The 10,809-nt window shown below is 45.4% G+C and carries 10 protein-coding genes; all 10 read left to right on the top strand.

The features are described from left to right. Positions 1-58: 58 nt before the first annotated feature. The gene (locus L1D23_RS16695) at positions 59-235 is read left to right on the top strand and encodes a hypothetical protein (protein WP_239836574.1); all 177 of its coding nucleotides are present in this window, start codon (positions 59-61) and stop codon (positions 233-235) included. Between the two features lie 160 nt (positions 236-395). Then, on the top strand, positions 396-1,034 hold the full coding sequence (gene ribA, locus L1D23_RS16700; RefSeq protein ID WP_239868499.1) for a GTP cyclohydrolase II: 639 nt from the start codon (positions 396-398) through the stop codon (positions 1,032-1,034). 167 nt (positions 1,035-1,201) lie between these two features. After that, entirely contained in the window at positions 1,202-2,464 is a 1,263-nt protein-coding gene (locus L1D23_RS16705; RefSeq protein ID WP_239868502.1) for an imelysin family protein, read from the top strand. Between the two features lie 115 nt (positions 2,465-2,579). After that, positions 2,580-3,968 (top strand): di-heme oxidoredictase family protein, encoded by a 1,389-nt coding sequence (locus L1D23_RS16710; protein WP_239868505.1) that lies wholly within the window; start codon positions 2,580-2,582, stop codon positions 3,966-3,968. Positions 3,969-3,977: 9 nt separating this feature from the next. Further along, entirely contained in the window at positions 3,978-5,009 is a 1,032-nt protein-coding gene (locus L1D23_RS16715) for an imelysin family protein (RefSeq protein WP_239868508.1), read from the top strand. Further along, entirely contained in the window at positions 4,999-6,081 is a 1,083-nt protein-coding gene (locus L1D23_RS16720; protein ID WP_239868511.1) for a DUF1513 domain-containing protein, read from the top strand. Before L1D23_RS16715 ends, L1D23_RS16720 begins: the two co-directional genes overlap by 11 nt. 109 nt (positions 6,082-6,190) lie before the next feature. Further along, positions 6,191-7,744: a L,D-transpeptidase family protein gene (locus L1D23_RS16725; RefSeq protein WP_239868515.1), complete on the top strand. Its 1,554-nt coding sequence runs from the start codon at positions 6,191-6,193 to the stop codon at positions 7,742-7,744. A 183-nt stretch (positions 7,745-7,927) separates the two neighbouring features. Further along, positions 7,928-8,467 carry a DUF882 domain-containing protein gene (locus L1D23_RS16730; RefSeq protein ID WP_239868518.1) on the top strand — a complete coding sequence of 180 codons (540 nt, stop codon included), beginning with the start codon at positions 7,928-7,930 and terminating at the stop codon, positions 8,465-8,467. An 82-nt stretch (positions 8,468-8,549) separates the two neighbouring features. Then, positions 8,550-9,206 (top strand): MBL fold metallo-hydrolase, encoded by a 657-nt coding sequence (locus L1D23_RS16735; protein ID WP_239868521.1) that lies wholly within the window; start codon positions 8,550-8,552, stop codon positions 9,204-9,206. Between the two features lie 345 nt (positions 9,207-9,551). After that, positions 9,552-10,809: IS4 family transposase (locus L1D23_RS16740; protein ID WP_239868524.1), on the top strand; the 1,258-nt coding region annotated here is incomplete at its 3' end.

The following is a 10,809-nucleotide window of genomic DNA, read 5'->3' on the forward strand; positions in this document are numbered from 1 at the left end:
CAAATGGTTTGAGTCACCAATTTATATCGGTTTATAGAAAGAGACTTAGGGAATAGTAGTGGATACAAATATCTCTCAATTACGCAAAGATTTTTATGCTCAAATAAGCTCATTACAGGCTTACTCTTTGCCGCAGACTAAGCCCACTCTTTCTCTATTGACCGAAGAAGAACTTCAAGTGCTTGAAGCTTTGTGGATTGAACTTTCTGTTTGGAAGAAAAAACAGAATCACTAACGACCCTACTCACCCAGTTTTATAAAGAACCTCACGAATGAAATTCGCTGAGGTTTTTTATTGCCTCAAAATTAAATTGTTATAGTATAACAAAAAGTGATCTGACCATTGATTTATCGGGTATCAATCCCCATAGTTAGTCACATAAGAGATTTCTAAAATGATAGAAATAGAAGATAGCAAGATTCAAGTGAGTAGGGATATGGCGGAAGTTAGAGCCAGAGTAGATTTTAAAGTCGGTAAAAACAGTGACATAGAAGCTGAGCTTCTTTCGTTTAAAGGACTGAAGACCGACAAGGAACACGTAGCCGTCATTTTCAAGCAAGCCGATAAGACCCAGTCCTGCCCTTTAGTTCGTTTACATTCAGAGTGCCTGACAGGCGACGTGTTCCATTCTTCTCGATGTGACTGCGGTGAGCAATTGGATGAAACCATCAATAAGATGGGAGAGTCTGGTGGCATTATTCTTTACCTTCGCCAAGAAGGCCGTGGTATTGGCTTATATAATAAGATTGACGCATATAAGCTACAAAGCCAAGGCATGAACACTTATGAAGCCAATAATCATCTAGGATTTGGTGATGACTTGCGTGATTTCACCGAAGCCGCGCAGATGCTCAAAGCATTAAGCGTTGATAAGATCCGTCTAATCACTAATAACCCGAAAAAGATCCGTGAATTGAAAGAGCACGGCATCGAAATTGAAGACACTGTCAATACTTCAGCGCATGTCAAAGAAGGCAACGAGGGATACCTTCAAGCCAAAGTCTCGCATGGTAAGCACGATCTAAAGCTGTAACCCGTTGAATACCCTATGTTGATAAAAGCCTCACTTTTGTGAGGCTTTTTTGTATAGCGCTTGCAAAAAAAATGTAAGTTTGTATTATCTGCGACTATGAGTGCAAATGAGAATAATTAGCACTTATTTTGCAGAATAATTATTAAGCTCAACAAGGATGCTTTTCAATGAATGTACAATCACTTTTAGCGCGCTCTGTTGCTACTTCTCTCGTTCTTGCTAGCAGTTCTGTTTTTGCAGCAAACGTGACAAAAGAGCAAGTGGTAGAACACTACGCAGATGTTGCTCACGCAGTATTTGCCGATGCACTAACTACTGCTAAGACACTAGACCAATCTATCGAATCTTTCCTTGCAGCTCCATCTGAAGCCAAACTTGCTGAAGTAAAACAAGCTTGGCTTGACTCTCGCGTACCGTACCAACAGTCTGAAGTATTCCGTTTTGGTAACGCGGTTGTTGATGATTGGGAAGGCCAATTAAACGCATGGCCTCTTGATGAAGGCCTTATCGACTACGTATCAACGGATTACCAATATGAGCTAGGTAACGAAGGCGCGAGCGCAAATATCGTTGCAAACAAGCAGCTAACGATTGGTGCAACTACACTTGACGTTGCACAGCTGACTCCAGAAGCGATTGCTGACCTGAACGAAGTGGGTGGCTCTGAAGCGAACGTTGCATCTGGCTACCACGCGATTGAATTCCTGCTTTGGGGTCAAGACCTAAACGGCACTAACGCTGGTGCTGGTGAGCGTGCTTACACTGATTTCGTTGTTGGTAAAGGTTGTACTAATGGCAATTGTGACCGTCGTGGTGAGTACCTAAAAGCAGCGGCTGATCTACTGGTTCAAGATCTACAGTGGATGGAGAAGCAGTGGTCTTCAGATGTAAAAGGTAACTACCGTGAAGAACTTCTCAACGACTCTGCGGACAATGGCCTTCGCAAAATGCTATTCGGCATGGGTTCTCTATCTCTAGGTGAGCTTGCTGGTGAACGTATGAAAGTCGCTCTAGAAGCAAACTCTACTGAAGATGAGCACGATTGTTTCTCTGACAATACGCACAACTCTCACTACTACAACGAGCAGGGTATCTACAACGTATACACTGGTCTGTACAAACGTGAAGACGGTACGCTTCTATCTGGTCCTAGCATCGCAGATCTTGTAGCTCAGAAAGACAAAGCGGCAGCGAAAGAGATCCAGAAGCAATTCGACGTAACACGCTCTCAAGTAGGTCAACTTGTCACTTCTGCTGAAAAGAACGGTCAGTACTTTGACCAGCTAATTGCAGCAGGCAACGCGCAAGGTAACGCGCTAGTAAACGAGACAATCATGTCTCTAGTTGCTCAGACTTCATCTATCGAACGTGCGGCAAAAATCGTTGGTATCAACAGCTTGAACCCAGATACAGCTGACCACGAATTCTAAAAACAATTAATTAATTTTAAGGGCTCTTAGTGAGCCCTTTTGCTGTTTATATAACCACACTTTTAATGAGAATATTTCTTAACAAAGTGTTGGTCTTTACCCGAGAACTATTGGTATGAAGTTGTATAAAAAGTCCATATTAGCCTCTCTAATACTGGTGAGTGCTTCTGTTTCTGGTTATGAAATGAAATCTGGCGGCGGTACCGCGGTTAAGAAAGAGGGTGCCAATGCATACTCTTTGCCTGCTGGAAACTTGCCAATGTCCAAGCGACTGGATTTCAGTGTTGGTAACAGTTTTTTCCGTAACCCATGGGTACAAGCACCGGCTTCTACTGATGCCCGTGACGGCTTAGGGCCTCTTTTTAATACCAATGGTTGTCAAAACTGCCATATTAAAGATGGTCGTGGCCACCCACCAGAAGAAGGGGACATTCATGCCGTTTCCATGCTAGTGCGTTTGAGTATTCCTGCGATGACACCAGAGCAGAAAAAAGCTTTCATCAAAGATGGTGTGATCCCTGAACCAACGTATGGTGGTCAGCTACAAGACTTTTCACTTCAGGATCAAACTCCTGAAGGACAGATCAACATTACATACACAGATGTACCAGTGACCTTTACCGATGGTACAAAAGTGGTGCTACGTAAACCAAACCTGAAAATTATAGATTTAGGTTATGGCGAGATGCACCCAGATACCCAATTTTCTGCACGCGTTGCTCCGCCAATGATTGGCTTGGGGCTATTAGAAAGTATTTCTGATGAAACGCTGCAAACTTGGGCAGATGAACATGATGCCAATGGCGATGGTATCTCAGGTAAGGTGAACATAGTTTGGGATGTACAGAAGAATGATTTCTCCATTGGTCGCTTTGGCTGGAAGTCTGGGCAACCCACGCTGATGCAACAAAATGCTGCGGCATTTAACGGTGATGTTGGCCTGACCAGCAACCTGTTCCCGAATGAAAACTGCACGTCAAAGCAATCTATTTGTGCTGAATTACCAAATGGTGGAGCTCCCGAAGTAAGCGACAACATTCTCGATTTTGTTGAATTCTATTCTCAGCACTTAGCCGTACCGATTCGTCGTAATATGAATGATCCGCAAGTTAAGCTTGGGCAGAAGTTATTTGCCAAAGCAGGGTGTGATAGCTGCCATAAGAGCGAAGCGAGAACCATGAAGCGAGAAGGCCTACCGGCTTTGTCTAATCAGAAAATTCATCCTTACACCGATTTACTGCTTCATGATATGGGTGAAGGACTTGCAGATAACAGGCCTGAGTATTTGGCGAATGGACGTGAATGGCGAACTGCGCCATTATGGGGCATCGGTTACACCGAAGAAGTCAACGGCCATACTTATTTCCTTCATGATGGCCGAGCACGTAACCTGATGGAAGCGGTGTTGTGGCATGGTGGTGAAGCTGAGCCCGCGAAACAAACTGTTCTCAAGTTCAATCAAAAAGAGCGCGATGCATTGATCGCTTTCTTGAATTCATTGTAAGGAATCACGATGAAGATCTTTTCTTTATCAGCACTGGCTGCCTCGATGATGCTACTGGTTGGCTGTCAGTCAACCAGCAGCACAATGCCTGTCGCCCAGAAAACCTCTCATCCTAGTCAGGGTGTTTATCAAGTAGAGTTTGCCGCAGCGCACACTTTCTCAAATCAAGCTGATAAGCTGGCCGCTCAAATGGCAGCTTATTGTGCGGACGCGACGGAATTGGAGTCACTGAAGTCACAATGGCATCAAACCATGGTTGCTTGGATGGCACTACAAGGGCAGGAAAGGGGGCCTGAAAAGGCACTTGATCAGAGCTGGAATATTCAGTTTTGGCCAGACAAGAAAAATACGACGGGTCGCAAGATGACTGCACTAACGGGCCAAAGCAAGACTTGGACGCAAGCGCAAATTTCACAACAGAGCGTGACGGTTCAAGGTTTAGGCTCGGTAGAATGGCTGTTGTATGACCAAGCCTCTTCTTTGAGTTCATCACAAGCTACCTGCCAAACCGGTATTGCAATCGCAGAGAACATTGCTGCGAATGCTGAGGCCATTGCTACGGCATGGGAGACTAACCCTTGGGTCGAGCTGGATGAGAAAGCATGGACGTCTGAGTACATTTCTCTTCTTTCTAATCAGCTTGAATACAGCATGAAAAAGATGAGTCGTCCTTTAGCGAACTTCGGTAAACCAAGACCGTATTTCGCTGAGTCTTGGCGATCAGAAACTTCCATGCAGAATCTCAAAGCTAACATTGAAGCGATGCAGGCGTTGTACTTAGCGGGCGGAAATGGGCTGGATAAACTGCTGCGTGAGCGTGGAAAAGTACAACTTGCTGACAGCATTGCTCAGCAGTTTGATACTGCACTGGAAACGTGGCCGACCGATGAAAGCTTGTTTGACATGCTGCAGACAAAAGAGGGCTATCGCAAAGCCTACGCTCAATACAATAAGCTGGAGCAGTTGAAGTATCTTATCCACGAAGAAGTGGCGATTGAACTTGGTGTCGTAATAGGGTTTAACGCAACTGATGGTGACTGATAACACAAGAAGAAACCTTCTCAAGGCAGCGCTGTTTGGCGCTGCTGCGCCTTTGCTGCCTTTCGGTTGCGCGAGCACGTCCGAGACATTGGGTCAGCCGTCACTGATCGGTTGCTCCTTATATGGTCGAGACAACTACTCTGCGGTGGTCGCAGATGAGTTTGGTCACCCGATAAGACAAGTTCCTCTTCCTGCAAGAGGGCATGGAGTCGCAACAAACGCGAAACTTAACCATGCGGTGGCGTTTGCTCGTCGTCCGGGTACGTTTTTCGTTGTGTTTGATTACATGACAGGTGAAGTGATCAAATCCTCAGCCGCCCATTCCAATCGTCACTATTATGGTCATGGCGTGTATTCAAACGACGGTAAGTGGCTGTATGCAACAGAAGGTGAGCGTGGTACCAGTCGAGGCATTATTGGTGTTTACGATGTGCTGGCTGGATACGACAAGGTGGCAGAGTTTACCAACTTTGGCCTCGGGCCTCATGAAGTGATTGCCATGCCAGATGGCACTCTGGCAATTGGTGTTGGCGGCGTTCATACCAATGGCCGACAGCCGCTTAATATTGCAACCATGAAACCTAGCTTAAGTTACCTGAACTCCAATGGTGAACTGACCGAACAAGTTTCTCTACCGGATCACCATTTAAGCATTCGTCATCTTGCCCATGATGGTTCTAAAACGGTTCTTTGCGGTCAGCAGTACCGTGGTGAGCCTGATGAGTACCCGTCTCTTTTGGCAATGCATACTCAAGGTGGTGAAATGATCCCGCTTGAAGGGGAACCAGAACAGTGGGCAAGGTTCAATCACTACATCGCGAGTATTGCGGCAACCGATGAGTGGATCTTGGCAACATCACCTCGCGGAAACTGCTATGGAATCTGGTCTAAGCAAACCAGAAAAATGGTTGAATTGGCCTCATTGCCAGACGCTTCGGGTGTCGTCGTTCAGAACGGCTTTTTCCGAGTTAGCTCGGGGGCTGGCGGCGTGATCACGCAATATTCACCCGAAGAGAAGAAAAAAATTCAGTCAGGAATTCAATGGGATAACCACTGGTCGATGATTTCTTAGCCTACTTCATTGTAAAGCTTGGGAAAATTAATATTCTCATCAACATTTCATCCTAGCCTCTTATTTCTCTGCCATACTTTGATCTCGGGTGATTAGATTGGAGAGTAAGATGGCTAGACTTAACCCCCTTCTATTACTGCTGATAATTATTCCTATACCGACTTGGGCCAGTAGCTATTTTGAGCGAATTGGGTGGTTGGAGCCAGACAGTCATGTCCTTCGGGTTCTGCAATATTCCAAAGATGTCGAACACATTTATCAGAGCAATCACAATCAACTGATTTGGTTTGACCTGCAACAGAGCTCTCGCCTTGAGTTCCAGCTTGAAATCATTACCAGTGCGGGGTTCAGCCCTCTGTTTGCCCGTCAATTGAGATACCTTGAGTACTATCGTAAGAGTAATCGCTGGCATGAATATGACCTTCTTGCCACCGACACCTTACTTCTTTATATCAGTTATGCTGAGCAAGCCAAGCTGCTTGGCTATGACTGGTTTTTCGAGTCTAAGCTGTATAAGCCCTTACCGAGATTGAGCCAGACCAATTTGATCGCTGTCGCAGTGGCGGTCGAACATCAGCAGTTAAGCGAGCTGATCGAAGTGTATACGCCTGATAGTGATGACTACCAGCAGCTGATAGATAGTTACCTGCACGTTGTAAAGTTTGAAGAGCTGAACTTGCCTAAGTACACCCAAAGAGGGCTAAGGCAAGTTGGGGACAAACTGAAAAACCGAGAAGTTTTGTTAGTCAGAATGGAGATGGTCGATGTTGATTTGTCGGGAGTTCGACGTGATGTCGGCTGGTACGATGCTACCTTAGAAGTTGCAGTAAAGCAGTTCCAACGCCTTCATGGTTTAATCGGTGATGGCATTATCGGCCCCGATACGATTCGCTGGCTTAATACTAGCCCGAGTGAACGCTTATCCATTTTGGCACTCAATGCTGAGCGCAGTCGACTGTGGCCGATTGAGCGTGACACCATCATTGTGGTGAACGTTCCGGGCTTTGAAATGAAATATTGGTACTCAGGTCAAGCTGTGTTTCAGTCCAAAGTAGTTGTAGGGCGTAAAGGCAGACCAACACCGATGATGACGACTAAGCTGGACTCACTGATCCTTAATCCTACTTGGAACGTGCCTTGGAAAATTATGGTTGAAGATATTATTCCTAAGGTAAAAGAAGACCCTGAGTATTTGGTTAAGCAAAATATTAAGATTGTGCCTAAGTGGGGATCAAAAGAGTTGATTAACCCAGAGGATATTGATTGGCAGAATATGCGTCCCAGTGCATTTCCTTATCGGATGACACAACTATCTGGAGATAAAAATGCTCTAGGGTTATACAAGTTCAATACCCCTAATCGACGTGCTATCTACCTGCACGATACACCAAGTAAGAATTTGTTTGACGAAGCAAGCCGGGCATTTAGCTCAGGTTGCATTCGGGTTGAGCACGCGGATCAGTTTGCCACTCGGCTACTTGAGACCCAAGGGCTGGATATGTCGACGTTAGAAGAAGAGGAGCTTGCCGCAAATAAAGCGATTCCGCTCAAACAGTGGGTACCCGTTCACATCATTTACCAGACTGCATGGTCAGAAGGTGGCAAAGTGCATTACAGGGACGATATATACCGCTGGGATCGTTTCAGTTACGGCAAAGGGTGAACCTGACCAAAAAATCACATTTTCTCCCAACAAACTTTTTTATTAATAAGGTCAAGTACTAAGTAAATTTCGATGCTCAAGATCTCTTCGTGAGCACAGTTTATGCATTTGCACTTCATTTTAGAGTTAGGTAGTGTCGCCGTTCGACACGTTTCCATCACGATTTTATGAAGGCTGTTCACCGTGGATTTTTCTCGTAGAGATTTTATTAAGTTAGCTGGTAGTGGTTTAATTGTAGCCAGCTGCGCTCCTTCTCTTGCTTTCGCCGCTCACCCAGACCAACCTCGCGCTCTGGCATTTAGTAACCTCCATACTGGGGAAGAGCTGGAATCTTGCTACTTTGATGGCCGAGTCTATGTGGCGAATGAGTTGAGTCGAATAGATAATATCTGTCGAGACTTTCGCCGCAATGAAGTCCATAAGATGGATAAGTATCTTTTTGATCAAATCTCGCTGATTCAATCTCAACTTGGAGTCGATGCAGAAGTGCAGATCATTTCTGGCTACCGCTCTCCCGCTACCAACGCTGCGCTGCGCTCTAAGTCAAACGGTGTGGCTAAGAAGAGCTACCACATGTTGGGAAAGGCGATTGATTTTCGACTCGATGGTGTCAATTTGAAAAGGGTTCGTGACGCAGCGATTGAGCTTCAAGCGGGTGGAGTCGGTTATTATCCGAGAAGCAATTTTGTGCACATTGACACTGGGCCTGTACGCCGTTGGTAAGTACGTTTGCGTAAGACAAGGTTGTCAAAGACCTTACCAAATGTCATAGTTTCGCCAGTTTAGATATTCGTAAGGTTTCAATATGTCTCTGAAGTACCAAGTCGTTCCCGTTACCTCTTTTTCGCAAAACTGCTCCATCGTATGGTGTGATGAAACTATGCAAGGCGTAGTAGTTGATCCCGGTGGGGATGTAAAGCAATTGGCTGCGTTGATCAAAGAGTTAGGGGTTAAGGTGACAAACTTGGTTCTTACACATGGTCATTTGGATCATGTTGGTGGTACTGAACCTTTGTCCGCTGAACTTGGTGGAGTAGAGATTGTCGGTCCACACAAAGATGACAATTTCTGGCTTCAGGGCTTAGCAGGGCAGAGCCAGATGTTTGGTTTTCCATTGACCGAAGCATTCGAACCGCAAAAGTGGTTGAATGATGGCGATACCGTAGAGTTTGGTAATCAAGTTCTCAATGTCTATCACACACCGGGTCACACACCGGGTCATGTGGTGTTATTCAGTAAAGAAGCTAAATTGGCCTTTGTTGGTGATGTGTTATTTAACGGTTCAGTCGGACGTACGGACTTTCCTAAAGGCGATTTCGATACTCTGATTCACTCGATTAAAACCAAACTTTGGCCTCTAGGTAATGACGTTCGGTTTGTACCTGGCCATGGTCCAGAGTCGACATTTGGCAGAGAACGCGCTTCCAACCCATTTGTGGCTGATGAGATGCCACTTTATTAATCACTGAAAAGGTCGCCTCGCGCGCAATGTAGATCAGATAAGGATCGGTTGACCGATCCTTCTGATGAGAGACAATCGGAAATCTGTTTATAGGTTTCCGATTTTTTATGTCTATTCAACACTTCTTTGCCGACTTCCTTGAAGAAAACCCTGTTGATGTTGCCCAACTACGGTCTCGTGGGCTCGGAGATGTGTATAAGAGACAGATTACGATGTGTATACGCTAGAAACCAATAAATGATAACAGCCCGCTCTTGAAGCGCAATGTAGATCAGATAAGGATCGGTTGACCGATCCTTCTGATGAGAGACAATCGGAAATCTGTTTATAGGTTTCCGATTTTTTATGTCTATTCAACACTTCTTTGCCGACTTCCTTGAAGAAAACCCTGTTGATGTTGCCCAACTCACCACCTTTTCTGAACACATTCCCGATGCGTGGGTAGCTAAAGCAGCCTCACTGTCCGATAAAGCGACTATCCGTCGACGCCGATTACCGAGCGATATGGTGTTGTGGCTGATTGTGGGTATGGCTTTTTTCCGCAATGAACCCATTGCCGAAGTCGCTCGAAGAATGAACGTCTGTGCTGAYGGTTTGGCTGATGAAGAGCTATTGGCAAAGAGCGCCTTAACCCAAGCAAGACAACGCTTAGGCAAAGCAGCACCCGAATGGCTGTTTAAGCAATGTGGGAAAACGTGGGGACTTGAGCGATACCCTGATGATACATGGCAAGGCTTACAAGTTTTTGCTGTCGATGGCGCTCTTTTTAGAACGGCTGACACACCAGAATTGAGGGAACATTTTGGCTCTGGAAATACGTCTAGCAACAGACAAACAYCTCATCCAGTATTGAGAGTTGTGACTATGATGAATGTTCGCTCTCATGTCATCGTTGATGCGGCGATAAGCCCGTATCGCCGAGGTGAAATTCCTCTAGCGATGCCTTTCATCAACGCTCTACCAGACAACTCAGTGACGTTACTGGATAAAGGTTTTTATGGTGCAGATTTACTCCTTTCTCTGCAAAACAGTGGAATAAATAGACACTGGCTTCTCCCTGCAAGGAAAGGAGTCAAATATACTCTACTGGATGATAAAGAAAGCAGTGACATGCTTGTGGAGATGAAGGTCTCACCGCAAGCTCGTAAAAAGAATCCTCGTCTTCCAGAAAAATGGACAGTCAGAGCCGTCAGTTATGAGGTTCAAGGTAAATCCAAAACGGTGTTTACCTCGCTTCCTAGAGAGCAGTATGACGCTCAATCTGTGGCAGAGCTTTATCATGAAAGATGGGAAATCGAATTAGGTTATCGTGACATCAAGAGCTCAATGCAACACAACGCTTTAGTGTTGAGAAGCAAAACAGTCGAACTCGTCTATCAAGAGCTGTGGGGGTTATTACTTGGTTATAACTTGGTGAGACGAGAGGCTAGTCAAGCTGCCGTTGAACAYGGACGCTTACCTAATGAAATCAGCTTTAAGTACGCTTGCCAATTTATAGCCAGCCAGCTCAAAATGATGAGTAAAGCGGTGTCTTTAGGTAACACGCCGAAACGCTTAAAGAGCCTTCGAGGAGATTTATCTATCCTCTTTATAGACAAACGCC

Source organism: Vibrio sp. Isolate24 (genome assembly GCF_022398215.1).
Classification (GTDB): domain Bacteria; phylum Pseudomonadota; class Gammaproteobacteria; order Enterobacterales; family Vibrionaceae; genus Vibrio; species Vibrio coralliilyticus_A.